This is a genomic window from Pseudomonas sp. JUb42, from assembly GCF_024807945.1.
GTDB lineage: Bacteria > Pseudomonadota > Gammaproteobacteria > Pseudomonadales > Pseudomonadaceae > Aquipseudomonas.
This window is the reverse complement of record NZ_JANUFD010000024.1, coordinates 45,952-64,968: the sequence shown is the minus strand read 5'-3', so window position 1 is coordinate 64,968 and position 19,017 is coordinate 45,952. Positions and strand designations below refer to the sequence as shown.

Annotated in this window: 18 protein-coding genes; 13 read left to right on the top strand and 5 right to left on the bottom strand. The window is 61.2% G+C overall.

The window, feature by feature from the left end:
- Nucleotides 1–26: 26 nt before the first annotated feature.
- The 5 genes from M2401_RS32810 (at nt 27) to M2401_RS32790 (ending at nt 5,519) form a co-directional block, all read left to right on the top strand.
- Nucleotides 27–713: an SDR family oxidoreductase gene (locus M2401_RS32810; RefSeq protein ID WP_259110983.1), complete on the top strand. Its 687-nt coding sequence runs from the start codon at nt 27–29 to the stop codon at nt 711–713.
- A gap of 158 nt (nt 714–871) precedes the next feature.
- Entirely contained in the window at nt 872–1,198 is a 327-nt protein-coding gene (locus tag M2401_RS32805) for a type II toxin-antitoxin system RelE/ParE family toxin (RefSeq protein WP_259110981.1), read from the top strand.
- A complete protein-coding gene (locus tag M2401_RS32800; protein WP_259110980.1) occupies nt 1,195–1,476 on the top strand; it encodes a helix-turn-helix domain-containing protein in 282 nt (93 codons plus the stop codon). Before M2401_RS32805 ends, M2401_RS32800 begins: the two co-directional genes overlap by 4 nt.
- Nucleotides 1,477–1,618: 142 nt before the next feature.
- Nucleotides 1,619–2,974 carry an 8-oxoguanine deaminase gene (locus M2401_RS32795; RefSeq protein WP_259110979.1) on the top strand — a complete coding sequence of 452 codons (1,356 nt, stop codon included), beginning with the start codon at nt 1,619–1,621 and terminating at the stop codon, nt 2,972–2,974.
- 91 nt (nt 2,975–3,065) lie between these two features.
- Nucleotides 3,066–5,519 (top strand): hypothetical protein, encoded by a 2,454-nt coding sequence (locus M2401_RS32790; protein WP_259110977.1) that lies wholly within the window; start codon nt 3,066–3,068, stop codon nt 5,517–5,519.
- A gap of 83 nt (nt 5,520–5,602) precedes the next feature.
- On the opposite strand, the gene M2401_RS32785 is transcribed toward M2401_RS32790, so the two are convergent.
- The gene (locus tag M2401_RS32785) at nt 5,603–6,691 is read right to left on the bottom strand and encodes a calcium:proton antiporter (protein ID WP_259111012.1); all 1,089 of its coding nucleotides are present in this window, start codon (nt 6,689–6,691) and stop codon (nt 5,603–5,605) included.
- A 271-nt stretch (nt 6,692–6,962) separates the two neighbouring features.
- Between M2401_RS32785 and M2401_RS32780 the strand changes: the two genes are divergently transcribed.
- From M2401_RS32780 to M2401_RS32770, 3 genes are all read left to right on the top strand, one after another.
- The gene (locus tag M2401_RS32780) at nt 6,963–8,060 is read left to right on the top strand and encodes a BMP family ABC transporter substrate-binding protein (RefSeq protein ID WP_259110975.1); all 1,098 of its coding nucleotides are present in this window, start codon (nt 6,963–6,965) and stop codon (nt 8,058–8,060) included.
- 289 nt (nt 8,061–8,349) lie between these two features.
- On the top strand, nt 8,350–9,318 hold the full coding sequence (locus M2401_RS32775) for an isopenicillin N synthase family oxygenase (RefSeq protein ID WP_259110974.1): 969 nt from the start codon (nt 8,350–8,352) through the stop codon (nt 9,316–9,318).
- Nucleotides 9,319–9,396: 78 nt separating this feature from the next.
- Nucleotides 9,397–10,350, top strand: a complete 954-nt coding sequence (locus tag M2401_RS32770) for an adenosine deaminase (protein ID WP_259110972.1) — start codon at nt 9,397–9,399, stop codon at nt 10,348–10,350.
- 14 nt (nt 10,351–10,364) lie between these two features.
- On the opposite strand, the gene M2401_RS32765 is transcribed toward M2401_RS32770, so the two are convergent.
- Both M2401_RS32765 and M2401_RS32760 read right to left on the bottom strand, forming a co-directional pair.
- Nucleotides 10,365–11,057, bottom strand: coding sequence for a helix-turn-helix transcriptional regulator (locus M2401_RS32765; protein ID WP_259110969.1), 693 nt, complete (start codon nt 11,055–11,057; stop codon nt 10,365–10,367).
- A 503-nt stretch (nt 11,058–11,560) separates the two neighbouring features.
- Nucleotides 11,561–12,490, bottom strand: a complete 930-nt coding sequence (locus tag M2401_RS32760; RefSeq protein ID WP_259110967.1) for a LysR family transcriptional regulator — start codon at nt 12,488–12,490, stop codon at nt 11,561–11,563.
- A gap of 123 nt (nt 12,491–12,613) precedes the next feature.
- Here M2401_RS32760 and M2401_RS32755 point away from each other — a divergent pair, with 123 nt between their 5' ends.
- Together M2401_RS32755 and M2401_RS32750 are read left to right on the top strand one after the other, a co-directional pair.
- Nucleotides 12,614–12,907: a putative quinol monooxygenase gene (locus M2401_RS32755; RefSeq protein WP_259110966.1), complete on the top strand. Its 294-nt coding sequence runs from the start codon at nt 12,614–12,616 to the stop codon at nt 12,905–12,907.
- 33 nt (nt 12,908–12,940) lie between these two features.
- Nucleotides 12,941–13,954, top strand: a complete 1,014-nt coding sequence (locus M2401_RS32750; RefSeq protein ID WP_259110964.1) for a zinc-binding alcohol dehydrogenase family protein — start codon at nt 12,941–12,943, stop codon at nt 13,952–13,954.
- A gap of 170 nt (nt 13,955–14,124) precedes the next feature.
- Here the strand turns inward: M2401_RS32750 and M2401_RS32745 are convergent, their stop codons facing one another.
- A complete protein-coding gene (locus M2401_RS32745; protein WP_259110962.1) occupies nt 14,125–15,327 on the bottom strand; it encodes a multidrug effflux MFS transporter in 1,203 nt (400 codons plus the stop codon).
- A 269-nt stretch (nt 15,328–15,596) separates the two neighbouring features.
- Nucleotides 15,597–15,794, bottom strand: a complete 198-nt coding sequence (locus M2401_RS32740) for a heavy-metal-associated domain-containing protein (RefSeq protein ID WP_259110960.1) — start codon at nt 15,792–15,794, stop codon at nt 15,597–15,599.
- 156 nt (nt 15,795–15,950) lie between these two features.
- On the opposite strand from M2401_RS32740, the gene M2401_RS32735 reads away from it, so the two are divergent.
- The 3 genes from M2401_RS32735 to cueR all read left to right on the top strand — a co-directional run bounded on the left by M2401_RS32735 (nt 15,951) and on the right by cueR (nt 19,002).
- Nucleotides 15,951–16,331, top strand: coding sequence for a hypothetical protein (locus M2401_RS32735; RefSeq protein ID WP_259110957.1), 381 nt, complete (start codon nt 15,951–15,953; stop codon nt 16,329–16,331).
- 74 nt (nt 16,332–16,405) lie between these two features.
- Nucleotides 16,406–18,604 (top strand): cation-translocating P-type ATPase, encoded by a 2,199-nt coding sequence (locus M2401_RS32730; RefSeq protein ID WP_259110956.1) that lies wholly within the window; start codon nt 16,406–16,408, stop codon nt 18,602–18,604.
- Complete coding sequence (gene cueR / locus M2401_RS32725) at nt 18,601–19,002, top strand: Cu(I)-responsive transcriptional regulator (RefSeq protein ID WP_259110954.1); 402 nt, start codon at nt 18,601–18,603, stop codon at nt 19,000–19,002. Before M2401_RS32730 ends, cueR begins: the two co-directional genes overlap by 4 nt.
- The last annotated feature ends 15 nt before the right edge of the window (nt 19,003–19,017 follow it).

The following is a 19,017-nucleotide window of genomic DNA, read 5'->3' as shown; positions in this document are numbered from 1 at the left end:
CCTTCTTGCCTATCAGGAGAACTTTCATGTCTGCCAATAAAACCGCGCTGATCATCGGTGCCTCTCGTGGCCTCGGCCTTGGTCTGGTGCAGCGCCTGACTGAACAGGGCTGGACGGTCACCGCCACCGTGCGCGATCAGCAAAAAGCCAACGACCTCAAAGCCGTGCCCGGCGTACATATCGAAACCCTCGACATGGACAGCATCGCGTCATTGGATGCTTTGAAGCAGAGTCTGCAAGGCCAGGTTTTCGACGCGCTGTTCGTCAACGCCGGCATCATGGGGCCGCAGCACCAAAGCGCCGAACAAGCCACTGCCGCCGAACTGGGCCAGTTGTTCCTGACCAATGCCGTCGCACCGATTCGCCTGGCCGAGCGCTTCGTCGGCCAAGTCCGTCCGGGCAGCGGCGTACTGGCCTTCATGAGTTCCTGGCTGGGTAGCGTGGCCTGCCCGGATGGCGCAGAAATGGCCCTGTACAAAGCCAGCAAGGCCGCCCTCAACTCCATGACCAACACCTTCGTCACACAATTGGGCGAACAGCGCCCGACCGTGCTGTCGATGCATCCGGGTTGGGTAAAAACCGCCATGGGCGGCGACAACGCACCACTGGATGTCGAGACCAGCACTCGCGGCCTGGTGGAGCAGCTCAATGCCTATGCGGGCCAGGGCGGGCATCATTTCATTGATTATCGGGGGGAGGTGATTGCCTGGTGAGTGGGTCATACGTCAGCAACAATTGCGACAAGGCGTGTGTGCGCCATGAAGCCTGCAAACTTTGCCGATTTTTCCCATGCATGACGAAGGAAAACGCTGCTAATATTTGTTATCGAACTCGATAACAATCAGCTTCATTTCTAACACCGGAATGAAGCATGAAACCACTGAAGTTTTTGGGCGACTCCTTGGAGCAGATACGCGGTTTCCCCGGTGCCGCGCAGTCAATCGCAGGTTTCCAATTGGACCGCGTGCAACGAGGCATTGAACTCGAGGACTGGAAACCCATGCCGACTATTGGCGTTGGAGTCCGGGAGCTGCGCATCCGTGAGCCATCCGGCGCCTTTCGGATTGTGTATCTGGCAACGCTTCCAAACGCGGTCTACGTTCTGCACGCTTTTCGCAAGAAAACACAAAAGACCGAGAAACGGGAAGTTGAACTCGCCAGCGTCAGGCTGCGAGATTTGATGAGGGATAAAAAATGAGCAACGAACAAACATTTTCCAGCGTTTGGGACGCCCTGGCCGATACACCACAGGAAGCCGCCCACTTGAAAGTCCGCTCGGCCTTGATGATCGAACTCAACGAGTCCATCAAGCAATGGCCCGGCAGCGACACCCTCAAAGCCGCTCGACTGGGCATTACCAAACCGCGCTTTTCCAATCTCAAATCGGGTCGGGTCGATCTTTTCAGCCTTGATGCACTGGTCGATCTGGCTGCTGCCGCGAACCTGACGGTGTCCATGCATTTGGTCGCAGCGTAACCCAAGCGCACTTGCCCACGCGCCGTCCAAACCCTAGAATCGCGCCCTCGCCCATGCTGCCCCAAGCAGCGGCGACCCTGGATCAGCAGACAGGGCATCACTGAGCTGGCAAACCTGAACCCACTTTCAGAGGAGCCGGCCCATGCCCGCGATCCGTATCTGGTTGAAAAATCCCCTCGCCATCTTTACCGCCAATGACCTCGACGCCCGAGGCGGGCTGGTGATCGAAGACGGCGTCATCGTTGAAGTCCTCGGCCTCGACCAGCAACCTGCCGTGCCCTGCGATCAGGTCTTTGACGCCCGCGAGCATGTGCTGCTGCCGGGCCTGATCAATACCCATCATCACTTCTATCAGACCCTGACCCGGGCCTGGGCGCCGGTGGTCAATCAGCCGCTGTTTCCCTGGCTGAAGACCCTCTACCCGGTGTGGGCGCGCCTGACCCCGGAGAAACTGGCCCTGGCCAGTAAAGTGGCGCTGACCGAGCTGTTGCTGTCGGGCTGTACCACGGCGGCGGATCATCACTATCTGTTCCCTGATGGCCTGGAAAACGCCATCGACATCCAGGTGCAAAGCGTGCGCGAACTGGGCATGCGCGCCATGCTCACTCGTGGTTCCATGAGCCTGGGCGAAGCCGATGGTGGCTTGCCGCCGCAGCAGACGGTGCAGCAGGGCGAGGTGATTCTTGCCGACAGTCAGCGCTTGATCGAGACCTATCACGAACGCGGCGACGGTGCGCGGATCCAGATCGCCCTGGCGCCCTGCTCGCCGTTCTCGGTGACGCCGCAGATCATGAGCGAGAGCGCCGCCCTGGCGGAAAAACTCGATGTGCGCCTGCATACCCATCTGGCCGAAACCCTCGATGAAGAAGACTTCTGCCTGCAACGCTTCGGCCTGCGCACCGTGGACTATCTGGACAGCGTCGGCTGGCTGGGCCCACGCACCTGGCTGGCCCATGGCATTCACTTCAATCCGGATGAGATCCAGCGTCTCGGCGCTGCGGGCACCGGCATCTGCCATTGCCCGAGCTCGAACATGCGCCTGGCCTCTGGCATCTGCCCGACACTGGATCTGCTCGAAGCCGGCGCGCCATTAGGCCTGGGCGTCGACGGCTCGGCCTCCAACGACGCCTCGAACATGATCCTCGAAGCCCGCCAGGCCCTGTACCTGCAACGCCTGCGTTATGGCGCGCAACGCATCACCCCGGAGAAAGTCCTGGGCTGGGCCACCAAGGGCTCGGCGCAGTTGCTCGGCCGCACCGACATCGGCGAACTGGCGGTGGGCAAGCAGGCTGACCTGGCGCTATTCAAACTCGATGAACTGCGTTTCTCCGGCAGCCACGACCCGCTGTCAGCCCTGCTGCTGTGCGGCGCCGACCGTGCCGACCGGGTGATGATCGGCGGCCAGTGGCGGGTGATCGACGGGCAGGTAGAAGGTCTCGACCTCAAGGGTTTGATCGCCGACCACCGCCAGGCCGCCGCGCAATTGATCGCAGGCTGATTGGCAGCGCCGGGCTGTGACTGAGTCGATAGCGAGACACAAGGCCGATCCGCTAGAGTGATCGGCCTCTTCTGCCACCTATCGAGCCCTTGTGACCACACCTACCCCCACGGATGAAGGTAAAAGCCTGGGCCGCCTGCTGCTGGAGTTGCTGTGGCAGCTCATTGTGCTGCTGGTGCCGGTATTTCTGGTCACGATCCTGCCGCCCTTTGCCGCCTTGCTGGCGGTATTGGCATGTGCCGGGGCCATGTGGCTGGCGGCTAAACTGGGTTCACCCGACAGTGCCCGGTTTATCGCCCGCTTGATGTGCGGCGCGGCGTTCGGTCTGGGTTTCAGTGTCGGCCGGGCGTTGCCGGGCTATTGGGGCATTTTCGCGGCGATGCTGACCATGGCCGCAGGCCTGGCCAGCGTGGCCATGTGGGAAAAACGCCTGGGCCTGGCCAAAGCGGAGCCCGTCAAATCCTCCGGCGGCGGCAGTGCCTGGGGCGGCGATGAGCCGAGCGTTACCCCCGAAGGTCAGCCGATCCGCACTTTCAACCATAGCGAAATCGCCATGGGCGGGCCGACTTACTGCGATTACCTGTTCAGCGACGGCGTGTTGCTGCAAGGCCTTGGTTCGTCGGCGCGCTTCTCCAGCGATGGCCGTTATTTCGCCGCGCCTATCCCCTCGCGCAGCAGCTGGAAGCTGATGATCTTCGACCGCACAGCGCGGCGCATTTATATCTGCGACAACGACCAGTTCTGGGAACTGGATGAATTCGACGAGCAGGGCCTCAGTGGCCGGATCAGCCCGCTGGTGGAAAACAGCCCGCGCAAAACGCCCCTGGAAGAACTGCTGCAAGGCGCCGAGGCCGTGGACCTGATCGCCATCGGCGACCTGTGGCTGGAGCCCGGCAGCTGGCAGGAGCAGATGGCCAGGGAACACGTCGAATATCCGCCACCCCGTGGCGAGCTGAACGTCGAAGGACATATCTTCCTGCCGCCCGACCTGCGCGCGCTGCCAGACCCCGTCGCCCCCCTGCGCTACCCCGAGTACCGCCTGAGCATTAATGGCGTGCAGAGCCCGATGTTGGTCCGCGCCGACTCGCCACTGATCTGGCACCCGCACGGCAGCCAATTCGCCTGCATCGCCCACAGCGACGAAGCGGACAGTGGCGGCTACTGGCTGTTTGGCAACGACCGGGGCTGGCGCAAGCTGTCCGATGCCTGGATCAAACAGGATAACGAACCCTCGTTGAACTGGCATGAGCCCCTGGCACTGGACGATCAGCACCTGTGGATCGACGCCTACCTCGACTACCCGCAACCGGACAACGGCCGCTATGGCTACGGCCTGTACAGCATCCACAGCGATACCGAGACTGAAATCGGTCATACGCCCCGCGGGCGCATAGTGGTGGGCGAGCGGCCATTGACCCGCGTGCGCCTGGCCATGCCCTTGCACACAGGGCTCAAGCGCGGTAGCAGTCGGGTCGAATCCCTGCCGTTAAAGAGTCAGCAGCGCGCCTGGCTCGAATGGCAGTCCGACAATAGCGAAGGCGTGGGCGCCTATTGCTGTCGCATCGGCGACTGGCAGTTGCCGGGGTTGTGGCTGCTCGATCATCGGGTCAGCGATTGCGGCGGCTTTCTTGCGCTGCTGCCATTCAGCGAACCGCCAGCGGTGACCGGGCATGCCGTGGTGGTCGATCTGCATGCGCGGACCCTGCTGCAAAGTGCGCCGCTGTTGGTCGCCCGGATACTGGATTTTCGCGCGGGCAAACTGACCGTTGCGGCAATACGCGGACGCCTCAGCCGCGACTACGCCACCTCTCCCCTGCGCCGTTTCGATCAGCCTGCGCCTGACGCAGCCAACGCCGCCGGGTTCTGCCGCTATCGGGATGACTCACAGCTGTACTACCAGAGTGTGGAATTGCAGGTCGAGGCCGGTTATCTGCGTCAGTTGCCGCCATGGCGCAGAGTCGAACAGCCCCAGGCGGCGGTGGCTGATGGCGATTTTGTCCAGGTGGCGCCGGGTAATCGCGACGCGGCCTGGCTGTTCGGCTGCGAAACCGAGTACGCCACCAGTTGGCTGCGCGCCCAGTCATTGCGCCTGAACGGTTTTCTGCTGACTGCTTCGGGCTGTGCAGTGCAAGGGCTGTCGCCGTCCATGGCCTGGTCCCCGGCCGGGCGCTACCTGGCCCTGACCAGTTTTATCCCGGATAACTACGACCCCTACACCCTTGGCCAGGACACCTGGCGCCTGCTGCTCCTCGACGTGCAGGAACGCAGCCTGCGCTACTACCCCAGCTATCTCGATTCGCGCCCGGAGTTCCTCGGTTTCGATCACGACAAATTGCGCATCAAGCTCTTTGAACAGGACTGGGAACCCGAAGAGCAGCCCGATCCGTTCCGGACCCTGACCATCCCCCTCGACGAATTACTGGCCCTGGATAGCGTGCCGTTGGTTGCGCAGAACGGCATTTGGCTGCAACACACCCATGTGCATTGGGAGCCTTTGTGGCAGGCGTTGGATGCGGCGGCGTTGGCGCCGTGGCGCAGCCAATGAATTGAAATACGGGAACAAATGTGGGACCGGCTTTAGCCGGGAATACGCCTTCCCGGCTAAAGCCGGTCCCACAGAATAGGCAATCAGAGCCCGATCAGCGACAACATGATGAACGTCGCAAACAGCACAAAATGGGTCATACCCTCGATGGCGTTGGTCTGTCCGTCATTGAGGTTGATCGCGCTGACCAGCAGGGTGACGAAGATCATCACGGTCTGCACCGGGGTCATCGCCATCTGGAAGGGCTGGCCGGTGTAAAGGGCCATGGCTTCCATCACCGGAACCGTCAGGATCACCGTCGACAGCGAAGCACCGAGGGCAATATTGACCACCGATTGCATGCGGTTGGCCAGGGCTGCGCGCAGGGCGGTGAGAATTTCCGGTGCCGCAGAAATGGTCGCCACCAAGACCGCAGCCAGCACTGGCGGAGCGCCGCTGCCTTGCAGGCCCAGGTCGATAGTTTTGGCCATGACTTCGGCCAGGGCACCGATCACTACGATACCCAGCACCAACATACCGATTGAAAGCTTGAGGTTGATCGGTGCCTCCTCATGCCCCGACTGCTCGCCGTGGTGCTTCTGCGGATAGCTGTAGCTGAAGAAGTAACTGTGCGGGCCGACCTGCATGCGCAGGAACACCGTATACAGCAGCACCATGGCGCCGATGGTGAACATCGAATACAGCTTCCACTTGGCCTCGGGCACAAACTCCGGCACCACCATGGATACCGCCACCGCCGTGAGAATCATCACGCTGTAGGTGCGCGCCGAGTCGTCGTTATACGGTTGCTCACCATGCTTGAAGCCGCCCATCAGTGCCGCAAGGCCGAGGATGCCGTTGATATCGAGCATTACCGCCGAATAAATGGTGTCCCGCACCAGCGTCGGCGAGGCCTCGTTGCTCATCATGATCGCCAGGATCACCACTTCCACCAACACCGCTGACAGGGTCAGGATCATGGTGCCGTAGGGGTCGCCGAATTTTTCCGCCAGCAACTCGGCATGGTGAGCCACACGCATCGACGCGCAAATGATCGCCAGCACCAGCACGATCCCCGAGATCAGGGCGACCCCCTGGCCGTGAGACAGCAGCGTGTGTTCGAGAGGGTATGCGACGAAGGCGGTGACAATCGCCAGCAGCAGAAACTTTTCTTGCTTGAGTAGAGAGCCCATTGCCTGCCTTTTCCGGTCCATGTGTTGTACATCCAGCGCCTGTAGAGCGCACGCTAGTCTAAAGGTTTCAAATGCCACTATCGCTGCACCAGTTCACAGCAAGGGCACACGGCGGTGCACTGTCCGGTGTCGTGAGCTCAACACTGCAGGCAGCGCAACACCGTCAAACTCCATTAGTTGTCCTGTTGGTCAGTTTTTTGCATTGGTTGCACAGCCCGATTTGCCGGTGCCGCCAACCCGATACCAACAAGACCAGAAGGAGCTCGACCCGATGCATTCCACCTCTCACCCACGTCGTCCGCTGAAGAAGCTGTTGTGTGCAATGGCTGCCGTGATCGGCCTGGGTTCCAGCCTGATGGCTGTTGCCGCCGATCCGCTGAAAGTCGGCTTCGTCTACATCGGCCCTATCGGTGACCACGGCTGGACCTATCAGCATGAGCAGGGTCGCAAAGCCATGGCCGCCGCCCTGGGCGACAAGGTGACCACCAACTACGTCGAGAACGTGCCCGAGGGTGCCGACGCCGAGCGGGTAATCCGCAACATGGCCAAGGACGGCTACAACCTGGTCTTCACCACCTCGTTCGGCTACATGAACCCGACGCTGAAAGTCGCCAAGCAATTCCCCAAGGTGACCTTCGAACACGCCACCGGCTACAAGCAGGACAAGAACCTCGGCACTTACCTGGCCAAGACCTATGAAGGTCGCTACGTCGGCGGCTTCCTCGCAGCGAAAATGACCAAGACCAAGAAGATCGGCTACGTCGCTTCTTTCCCGATCCCGGAAGTGATCCGCGACATCGACGCCATCCAGCTGGCCCTGAACAAGTACAACCCAGGCACCGAAATCAAGGTGGTCTGGGTCAACTCCTGGTTCGATCCGGGCAAGGAAGCCGACGCCGCCAACGCGCTGATCGACCAGGGCGTGGACGTGATCTTCCAGCACACCGACAGCCCGGCACCGATCCAGACCGCTGAACGCCGTGGCGTCTATTCCGTGGGCTACGCCTCGGACATGGCGCACTTCGGGCCCAAGTCGGTACTGACGTCCATCGTCAACAACTGGGGCCCGCATTACATCAAGGCGACCCAGAGCGTGCTCGACGGCACCTGGAAATCCCAGGACTTCTGGGGTGGCCTCAGCGATGGCACGGTCGAACTGCCGATCAGCGACGTCGTGCCTGCTGACGTGAAGAGCGAAGCCGAGAAAATCATCGCCAGCATCAAAAGCGGCGAACTGCACCCGTTCACCGGCCCGATCAAGGACCAGACCGGCGCCGTGAAAATCCCGGCGGGAACGACGGCGACCAATGCTGAACTGGCTTCGATGAATTATTACGTCGAAGGCATCACGGCGGATTTGCCGAAGTAAACACAGCACCGTTGGAGCGAGGCTTGCCCGCGAGCAGGATATTTCTGCCACAGACACTGTGTTGGATCGACTGGCGTATTCGCGGGCAAGCCTCGCTCCCACAAAGGCATCACCGCAGATCTGCCGAAGTAAACACTGAAACCATCGCAGGCCCGCCCAAATAACGGGCATACGCAAAACCCTGTAGGACCGGCTTTAGCCGGGAGCGCGATCTCTGCAACAGAAAATATGTTGCGGCTCTCCCGGCTAAAGCCGGTCTTACGGAAGAAAATTCCGCCAGGAAGGTGCAATGAACACGCTCCCCATCATCGACATAACCCCGCTCTACAGCACCGACGAACAGGCCTGGCAAAGCGTCGCCGGGCAGATCGACAGTGCCTGCCGCGAGTGGGGCTTTTTCTATATCAAGGGTCATCCGATCAGTGCCGAGCGCATCGAGGCCGTGCAAAGCCAGGCGCGCGCGTTCTTTGCTCAGGCGCCTGCGCAAAAGCTCAAGATCGATATCACCCAGAGCCGCCACCATCGCGGCTACGGCGCCGTCGCGACGGAACAGCTGGACCCCAGCCTGCCCAGCGACCTGAAAGAAACCTTCGACATGGGCCTGCACCTGCCCGCCGATCATCCCGACGTCCTCGCCGACAAACCGCTGCGCGGGCCCAATCGACATCCCGAACTGCCCGGCTGGCAGGCCCTGATGGAGCAGCATTATCAGGACATGCAGGCCTTGGCCCAGACCCTGCTACGGTCCATGACCCTGGCGCTGGGCATCGAACGCGACTTCTTCGACCAACGCTTCAAAGACCCGGTCAGCGTACTGCGCATGATTCACTACCCGCCCCGCGCTACCGCCAGCTCGGCCGAGCAGCAAGGCGCCGGCGCCCATACCGATTACGGCTGCGTGACCCTGCTGTATCAGGATGCCGCCGGTGGCCTGCAAGTGCGCGATGTGCGTGGGCAATGGATCGACGCGCCACCGATTGCCGGGACCTTCGTGGTCAATATCGGCGACATGATGGCGCGCTGGAGCAACGACCGTTATGTCTCCACGCCACACCGGGTGATCAGCCCCCTGGGCATGGATCGCTACTCGATGCCGTTCTTCGCCGAACCCCATCCCGATACGCTGATCGAATGCCTGCCCGGCTGCCAGAGCGAAAGTCATCCGGCCCGCTATCCTGTGACCACCTGCGCTGAATTCCTGCTGTCGCGCTTCGCCGATACCTACGCCTATCGACGCGAGCAAGAGGCCGAAGTCTGAACCGTCCGGTCAGGTTTCATGCGCTCGCGCACGGCACTCTGTAGAATGCCGAACACTGCACCTGATGAGAAAACTTACATGTACGACTGGTTGAATGCCCTGCCCAAGGCCGAATTGCACCTGCATCTGGAAGGCTCACTGGAGCCCGAGCTGCTGTTTGCCCTGGCCGAGCGCAACAAGATCGCCCTGCCCTGGAGCGACGTCGAGACCCTGCGTCGGGCCTATGCCTTCAATAACCTGCAAGAGTTTCTCGACCTGTATTACCAGGGCGCTGATGTATTGCGCACCGAGCAGGATTTCTACGACCTGACCTGGGCCTATCTGCAACGCTGCAAGGCACAGAACGTCATTCACACCGAGCCGTTCTTCGACCCGCAGACCCACACCGACCGTGGCATTCCCTTCGAGGTTGTACTCAATGGCATTTCCCGTGCCCTGGCCGATGGCCGTGAGCAACTGGGTATCGGCAGCGGCCTGATTCTCAGCTTCCTGCGCCACCTGAGCGAAGAAGAAGCCGAGAAAACCCTGGACCAGGCCCTGCCGTTCCGCGACGCCTTTGTCGCCGTTGGTCTGGACAGCTCGGAGATGGGCCACCCGCCGAGCAAATTCCAGCGAGTCTTCGACCGCGCTCGCAACGAAGGCTTCCTCACCGTAGCCCACGCCGGAGAAGAAGGCCCGCCGGAGTACATCTGGGAGGCCCTGGACCTGCTCAAGATCCAGCGCATCGACCATGGCGTGCGCGCCATTGAAGACGAGCGTCTGATGCAACGAATCATCGACGAGCAGATCCCACTGACCGTCTGCCCGCTGTCCAATACCAAGCTCTGTGTGTTCGACGACATGGCCCAGCACAACATCCTCGACATGCTCGAGCGTGGGGTGAAGGTCACGGTGAACTCGGACGATCCGGCCTATTTCGGCGGCTATGTCACCGAGAACTTCCATGCCCTGCACACCCACCTGGGCATGACTCAGGATCAGGCCCGGCGCCTGGCCCAGAACAGCCTGGACGCGCGCCTGGTCAAGCCCTGAGTACGCGCCTCGGCTCAGGCCGCCGAGGCGATCTTGCTGATTTCCCGCTGGCCACTGGAAGACACCTGCAACTGCCCAAAGTCTTCCGTGGCCCGCAGCCAGCCCATTTGCATGAACAGCTGCAACAGTCCGGCACCCAGGGCGCCGCCCAAATGCAGGCCAATGTCATTGGTTTCCGGGCAGACGCACACGGTTTCCACTTTGCGGTGGGCCAGCGCCGGAATGTAAATCCCGCGCTCGGCAAAGCGCGCGACGCCGATGCTGGTGACGCCCAGCCCGGATTCCTGTTGCTCGATCCAGCCTGCGCCCAACAGGCGCTGATACAACTCCATCGCCATCTCGCCGCCCAAATGATCACAGCACACGCCGACGCGCCGCAGCGGCAAGGGTGGCAATGGGTGGGCGACACTGCGGCTGATCTGATCGGCCCGTACCAGCGAAGCACTGGCCAGAGCCTCCACGGCCGCACCGACTTCCGGTGCCGCCAGACGGAAGAAACGCTTGCGCCCGCGAGCTTCCTGCTTGAGCAGACCGCCCGATGCCAGGCGCGCCAGATGAGCACCTGCCGATGCCGTGGAGAGTCCCGCCAGCAAGGCCAGTTCGTCGGAGGGTCGTGCAGTGCCATCCATCAACGCCCAGATCATCGCACTGCGCTTGGGGTCAGCCAGCAGCGTCGCGATCTGGCTGATGCCAGGTGCATATTCCATGTATTCACTCCCTGTTGAATCAATCGTCCCAGTGCAATGACTAGCGCGCGCGTAAGCGGGCGGTCATGCATTGATCGAGCTGGACTCCAGCTCAGCCAGCCCATCGACGAGCCATTGGGCAAGCGGACTGGCTAATGTGGATCCAATTTTAGGCGGCCAGTATAAGCTTTGCGCCCTTTGGTTCCCCGATAAACAAATAGACGAAACGACGCTGCTAGTCGGCGTAATGAATAAATTCCGACGGCCCGACATTCGCTCCTAAGCTCGCGCTGATGCGGCTTGAGTCAGGCGAAACCGCGCTGCGTCCGGCCTTGCACCTTCAGTTCAGGACAAAAACCGGTAGTCCGAGAGGCAATGCCTACCTGCAAACAACCGAAAACAGCGGGTGGAAGTCGACAAAACCGCACATCAAGCGTGCCTTTTCGTCGCCAAAAAAGACGCTTTTGCACATGTTTTTCCGAAGAGTCTGTAGGCTGATTCTTCAACACAGCCCCTGCAAATACTCAGCTTTCCTTGTGAATCCGACCGGGATAATCGCGTGCCAATACCTCGCAGCGCACCTTCAACAGGTCCCGCAAGGCATTGACCGGCTGACTCAACTGAGCACGATGGGCGCAGAGGATATTCAGCGGCGAGCGCTCGCCCTGTAACTGCGGCAAGACTATTTTCAAGCGTCCGGCCTGTACGTCCGCCGCCACATCGAGCCACGACTTGTACGCCAGCCCCTCCCCCGCCACCGCCCAGCGCCGGACCACGTCGGCATCGTCACTGAAGCGATTGCCTTGCACCGACAGGCCTACCTCACGTTTGCCGTCATGGAACAACCAGTGGTCATGCACCCGATTACCGAGGCGGTACAGCAAGCAGTTGTGCTGCGCCAGTTGCTCCAGGTGCTGCGGCTCACCGTGCCGGGCCAGATAGTCGGGCGAGGCACACAGCACCCGGCGATTGTCCGGTGCCACTGGCAAGGCCACCAGGCTCGAGTCTTCCGGCTCACCGTAGCGCAGGGCGATATCCACCGGCTGGCGGAACAGGTCGGCATTCTGGTCGCCCAACAGCAGACGCACGCTCAGCTGCGGGTACTGCTGCTGAAACTCATCAAGCCAGGGCAACAGTACATTTCGCCCGAAATCCGAAGGCGCCGAGAGTTGCAACACCCCCTGATACTGATCCTGATTACTGGCCAGCAGGCGTCGGCCTTCATCGAGGCTGCCCAGGGACGCACGGGCATACTGCAGAAAGCCTTCGCCTTCGACAGTAAGGCGCAGGCTGCGGGTGGAACGGGTCAGCAGGCGCGAGCCCAGTTGCTGCTCCAGGCGCTTGAGCGCGGCACTGGCCACGGCCGGCGACAGGTCCATGACCCGCGCAGCGGCGGACAGACTGCCCAGGTCCGCCGCCCGTACAAACAATTGCAAATCATCAAAACGCAGCATGGGTCAGCCGATTATCAAAAAAGCATTGAAAGAGCCTGCCGTTTTAGCCGGTTTTATCTGCCAGAGAAATAGCTAATCATGCTGTCCATCGAATCCCCATGTCTTTGTGCCTCAGGAGTTCATATGTCCCAGCCTCTCGTTGTCATTGCCACCCTCATCGCCAAACCCGGCCAGGCCGCTGCGCTGCAGAAACACCTGGAAACCCTGGTCCAGGCGACACGCCAGGAGCCTGGCTGCATTACCTATGAACTGCACCAGGACCTGGAAAGCGCCGAAGGTTTCTACATGTTCGAGCGCTGGGTCGATGCTGCGGCTCTGCAAAGCCATGACGGCACCGAACATATCCAGGCCTTCCGCGCCGCCGCAGGCGACCTGCTCGCTCACTTCGAAATCAAGCGCCTGAACCTCGTCGCCTGATCGCCCGATACCACTGAATTCAGAGGAACCGTCATGAAAGCCGTTGCCTATTACAACGCCCTGCCCATCAGCGACAGCGCCGCCCTGCAAGATATCGAACTGCCCGAGCCCGTCGCCGGTCCCCGTGACCTGCTGGTAGAGGTCAAGGCCATCTCCGTCAACCCGGTCGACACCAAGATCCGCAAGAACGTGCAGCCCGAAGGCGGCCAGGCCAAGGTGCTGGGCTGGGACGTCGCCGGGATCGTCAAGGCGGTGGGTAGCGAAGTCAGTCTGTTCCAGCCGGGCGACAAGGTGTTTTACGCCGGTTCCCTGACCCGCCCCGGCGCCAACAGCGAGCTGCATGTGGTGGACGAACGCATCGTCGGCCATATGCCCAAGTCCCTGAGCTTCGCCCACGCCGCCGCCCTGCCGCTGACCGCGATCACTGCCTGGGAATTGCTGTTCGAGCGCCTGCAGGTTGCCGAAGGCGAGGTCGATCAGGCGCAGAGCCTGATGATCGTCGGCGCGGCAGGTGGCGTCGGTTCGATCCTGACCCAACTGGCCCGGCAGCTGACTGCATTGCAAGTCATCGGCACCGCTTCACGCCCGGAAACAGCCGCCTGGGTACGCGAACTGGGCGCCCACGACGTCCTCGATCACAGCAAACCACTGAGCGAAGAACTCAAGCGCAGCGGCCTGAGCCACGTCACCCACGTCGCCAGCCTGACCAACACTCAGGATCACCTCGATCAACTGGTCGAAGCACTCAAGCCTCAGGGCAAGCTCGGCCTGATCGATGACCCAGACGCCCTGGACGTGCGCAAGCTCAAGCGCAAGAGCCTGTCGCTGCACTGGGAGTTCATGTACACCCGCTCGATGTTCGAGACCGACGACATGATCGAGCAACACAACCTGCTCAACCGGGTTGCCGAATTGATCGATGCGGGCGTGCTCAAGACCACCTTCGGCGAGCACTTCGGCACCATCAACGCCGAAAACCTGCGCCGCGCCCATACCTTGCTGGAGAGCGGCAAGGCCAAGGGCAAGATTGTGCTGGAAGGTTTCTAAGACAGTAGAGGCAAACTCTACGAGGTGAATTCTGTTGGTGTGAACTATGTGGGAGCGAATTCATTCGCGAACAGGCTGGTATGGGCGGTACATCCCTATCACCTGAACACCGTCTTCGCGGACGAATCCGCTCCCACATCATTCATGTATTCGCATCATCCGTAATGCCGTCACAAAGTAACCTCAGCCACCTTCTCATCCCGCTTGCCCTGCAAGCGCCGGGTCAGCACGCTGATGGTCACGGTCAGCACGCCGCACAGGCTGATAACCATGGCCATGGGCACCGCCGTGCCGTCGTGCAGCACGCCGACCAACGCCGCCGCCCCCGCTGCCACACTGAACTGCAGACAACCGAGCAAGGCCGAAGCGCTGCCCGCGCGTTTGCCCTGACCATTCATCGCGCAGGCCGAAGAGTTAGGGATGATGCAGCCCAGGCTGGCGATGCAGATAAACAACGGCACCAACAGCGGCCACAACGATTGCGTATGCACACTCGCCACGGCCCACAAGGCCAGGGCCGCCAGCACATAGACCCACACCGCACGGGATAACAGCAGCGCCGGGCCACGCTTGCCCAGCAGTCGCGCATTAACCTGGGCCACCAAAATGAAGCCCGCCGCATTACTGCCAAAGAACCAGCCGTAATGCTCAGGCGGCACGCCGTACAGCTTGATAAAGACAAAAGGCGAGCCTGCGATGTAGGAAAACATACCGGCAATGGCGATCCCGCCGGTCAGGGCATGGCCGAGGAAAATCCTGTCACTGAGCAATTGCTTATACTGCCCCAACGCGCCCGATAGAGGCTGTCGTGGGTGACTGGCCGGCATGCTCTCCGGCAGCCCCAGGGCAACCGCCAGCAGGCACAGGGCGCTGAAACCGGTCAGGGACAGGAAGATCATCTGCCAGCCATAACTGTTGACCAGCACACCACCCAGCATCGGTGCCAGGATCGGCGCCAGGCCCATCACCAGCATCAACTGGGAGAACACTTTGGCCGACTGCACGGCATCGCACTTGTCGCTGACAATCGCCCGGGACAACACCATGCCGGCGCATCCACCCAGCGCCTGAACGAAACGCGCAGCGATCAGCCAGTCCAGATTCGGCGCAAAGGCACAGCCCAGGGACGCCAGGGTAAACAGCGTAACCCCCACCAATAAAGGTACCCGTCGCCCAAAGCGATCCGCCACCGGCCCATAGGCCAGTTGTCCCAGAGACAAGCCAAGAAAGTACGACGCCAGGGTCAACTGCACATGTTTTTCATCGGTGCCAAAGGCCAGGGCCATGGCCGGGAAACCGGGCAGGTAGAAATCGATGGCCAAAGGGCCGAAGGCGCTCAGTGCACCAAGGATCAGGATCGTTCGCAGGTTCATCGGGTATCCAGGACAGTCTTTGCGGGCAGCTGGATAGTTTAATGCCCCGCAGAGTTGTTTCCGGAAATTTCTTGAAAATTAATTAGCCAGCTATCCAAAACTCGCATCGGACAGTTATCAAGATCGGCGCAAATTATGTGGGAGCGAATTCATTCGCGAAGACGGGACTCCAGACGATGAAAATCCATCGAATGTACCGGCCCTTTCGCGAATGAATTCGCTCCCACCAATTCTAGCCAACAAGCTGGCTCCTACCGAATCGACGGTGTTCAGGCAACCTGCACCTGATAACCCTCTTCACGAATCAACTCGCTGACCTGCGCCGCCGTCAGCGAACTCTCGACCTGCACCACCCCACTGGCCAGATCAACCTGCACCTCGGCTGCCGGGTCGTCATTCTTGATCGCCTGGGTCACGGACTTGACGCAGTGGCCGCAGGTCATGCCTTGAACATTGAAACGTTGCATGTGCTACTCCTTCCATTCAGGTAATAAAGGTGACGATAGGCATCTTCATCCTTGCCATCGGGGCAAGGTCAAGTTTCTCTTTTAGCTGCCGGGCTGGCATTCGTCACGTTGCTGCGCCAAGCTGCATCTTTACGGTCTAAAGCAGGAGTATCAGCCATGCGCTGGTCAGCATTGCGCCTCTTCGGCATTCTCGGGTTATTGGTCAGCAGCTCCTGGGCACAGGCGGATCAGGACTACGGTGTCCTGATCATTTCCCGCGAGCGTCTGGAAGTCCCGACCTCATGCGAAATCGGTATCTACATTCAGGATGAACTCGCCGCTCGCCTGTTCCAGGAACAATCCACCTCATTCAATCTACCGGCCGGTGATATTTCGGTGCGTCTGCGTCTACTGCCGGGGCAGGCTCCGGGCTGCGGGCAAGGCCTGGAAGCGCAGCAACGCAGCATCGTTCACATGAAGGCCGGCGATATTCAAAAATTCCGCATCGCGCAGAACCTCAACGGCCTGTACCTGAAACCGGCTTCCCTGGGGTATTGATAAGGTGGTGCTTGACCTTGCCCATATGGCAAGGTTGATCCTGTAGGTATCAAGCCTTCAGGGAGTACCCCCGCATGCTCAAGCCCGCCACTTTCGACCTGCCCATCAGCGGCATGACCTGCGCCAGTTGCGCAGGTCGGGTCGAACGCGCATTGAATAAAGTCCCCGGCGTCAAAAGCGTCAGCGTCAACCTGGCCAATGAACGCGCCCACGTCGAGACTCAGGGCGATGTCGATTCAACGCTACTGATCGGTGCGGTGGAAAAGGCCGGTTACGGCGCCACCTTGCTGCAGGACGCCAAGACCAGCGCCGACGATCAGCACCGGCGCCTCACCCACGAACGCTACGCCCTGATCCTCGCCTTGCTGCTGGCCGTGCCTCTGGTCATTCCGATGCTACTGCAGCCTTTCGGCCTGCACTGGATGCTGCCGTCCTGGCTGCAGTTTTCTCTGGCGACGCCTGTGCAATTCATCCTTGGCGCGCGCTTCTATGTCGCTGCGTGGAAGGCGGTGCGCGCAGGCGAAGGTAATATGGACCTGCTGGTCGCTCTCGGCACCAGCGCCGGTTATGGCTTGAGCCTCTACGAGTGGGCCATGGCCGCGCCGGGCAGCATGCCCCATCTTTATTTCGAAGCCTCGGCGGTGGTCATCGCCCTGGTTCTGTTGGGTAAATACCTGGAAAGCCGGGCCAAACGCCAGACCGCCAGCGCCATCCGCGCCCTTGAAGCCTTGCGCCCGGAACGGGCCATTCAGGTGATCGACGGCCAGGAACACGACGTCGCCATCAGCGCCCTGCGCCTCAATGATCTGGTGCTGGTCAAACCCGGCGAACGCTTCCCGGTGGACGGCGAAGTGGTGGACGGCCAGAGCCATGCCGACGAAGCCTTGATCAGTGGGGAAAGCCTGCCCGTGCCCAAACAGCCCGGCGACAAGGTCACCGGCGGCGCTATCAATGGCGAAGGTCGTCTGCTGGTCAGGACCCTGGCCCTGGGCGCCGAAACCGTGCTGGCGCGGATCATTCGTCTGGTCGAGGACGCCCAGGCGGGCAAGGCGCCGATTCAGAAACTGGTGGATAGAGTCAGCCAGGTCTTCGTGCCGACCGTATTGGTGCTGGCGCTGATCACCCTGATCGGCTGGCTGGCGGTTGGCGCCTCTCTGGAGAGCGCGATCATCAATGCGGTGGCCGTACTGGTCATCGCCTGCCCTTGCGCACTGGGTCTGGCGACGCCGACCGCGATCATGGCCGGGACCGGCGTTGCCGCCAAATTCGGCATTCTGATCAAAGACGCCGAGGCCCTGGAACGCGCCCACGAAGTCACGGCCGTAGTATTCGACAAGACCGGCACCCTGACCTCGGGCACCCCGCGCATTGCCCATTTTGCAGCCCTGGACGGTGACGAAAACCTGCTGCTGCAACTGGCCGGCGCCCTGCAACGCGGCAGCGAACACTCGCTGGCCAAGGCGGTACTGGATGCCTGCAAGGAACGCCAACTGCCACTGGCCACGGTGCAGAATAGTCAGGCCCTGGCCGGGCGCGGCATTGCCGGCTCGGTGAACGGCCTATCGTTGGCATTGGGCAATCGACGCCTGCTCGATGAAAGCGGCCTGACCATGGCCTCACTGGCCGACTCGGCGCAAACCTGGGAAGGCGAAGGCCGCACCCTGTCCTGGCTGATCGAGCAAGGCAGCCAGCCCCGTGTGCTGGGTCTGTTTGCCTTTGGCGACACGCTCAAGCCCGGCGCTGCCGAGGCGGTCAGGCAATTGACCGAGCGAAATATCAGCAGCCATCTACTGACCGGCGACAATCAGGGCAGCGCCCGCGTCGTCGCGCAAGCTTTGGGTATTGAAGACGTGCACGCCGAAGTGTTGCCCGCCGATAAGTCCGCCGCGGTGCAGGCCCTCAAAGCCAATAACGTCGTGGCAATGGTCGGCGATGGCATCAACGATGCCCCAGCCCTGGCCGCTGCCGATATCGGCATCGCCATGGGCGGCGGCACCGACGTGGCCATGCACGCAGCGGGGATCACCCTGATGCGCGGCGATCCACGGCTGATCCCGGCGGCGCTGGATATCAGCCAACGCACCTATGCCAAGATCCGCCAGAACCTGTTCTGGGCCTTCGTCTATAACCTGATCGGTATTCCCCTGGCAGCCTTTGGTTTTCTCAATCCGGTCTTGGCAGGAGCGGCGATGGCCCTGTCCAGCGTCAGCGTGGTAAGCAATGCCCTGCTGCTCAAGACCTGGAAACCGGCAGATCAAGGAGAACAATCATGAATATCGGCCAAGCGGCAAAAAGCAGTGGCCTGAGCGCCAAGATGATCCGCTACTACGAGTCCACCGGGCTGTTGCAACCGGCTCATCGCACAGACAGCGGCTATCGCCTGTATGGCGCCGATGACCTGCACACCCTGGCGTTCATCAAGCGGTCGCGTGACCTGGGCTTTTCATTGGAGGAAGTCGGCAAGCTGCTGGCCCTGTGGCAAGACCGCCAGCGCGCCAGCGCCGATGTCAAAGCTTTGGCCCGAGAGCATATCGTCGAGTTGAACCAAAAGATCAGCGAACTGGCCGCGTTGCGTGACACCTTGCAGGATCTGGTCGAGCATTGTCACGGCGATCACCGACCGGACTGCCCGATCCTGAAGGATCTGGCGTCGGGTGGGTGTTGCCAGTAGGGGTGTGGGAGCGAG